The 440-nt window shown below is 41.4% G+C and carries 1 rRNA gene; it reads left to right on the forward strand.

What is annotated here, in order from left to right:
- Nucleotides 1–115, forward strand: a 16S ribosomal RNA gene (locus K5E40_RS34460); the annotation flags it as partial.
- Between the last annotated feature and the right edge of the window lie 325 nt (nucleotides 116–440).

Genomic DNA, 440 nt, shown 5'->3' on the forward strand with positions numbered 1-440 from the left:
ACCAGAAGTAGCTAGTCTAACCTTCGGGAGGACGGTTACCACGGTGTGATTCATGACTGGGGTGAAGTCGTAACAAGGTAGCCGTAGGGGAACCTGCGGCTGGATCACCTCCTTAATCGACGACATCAGCTGCTCCATAAGTTCCCACACGAATTGCTTGATTCATTGAAGAAGACGAGAAGTTTCTCTGTATGTATTAAGAGCTACTTTTTATGTGAAAGCTTAGAAATGAGCATTCCATCGACGTGATGATGAATGTTGATTTCTAGTCTTTGATTAGATCGTTCTTTAAAAATTTGGGTATGTGATAGAAAGATAGACTGGATAGCACTTTCACTGGTGTTTATTCAGGCTAAGGTAAAATTTGTGAGTTCTCTTAATTGAGAAATTCGAATTTTCGGCGAATGTCGTCTTCACAGTATAACCAGATTGCTTGGGGT

It is taken from the genome of Pseudomonas baetica (genome assembly GCF_019733355.1).
GTDB lineage: Bacteria > Pseudomonadota > Gammaproteobacteria > Pseudomonadales > Pseudomonadaceae > Aquipseudomonas > Aquipseudomonas baetica_A.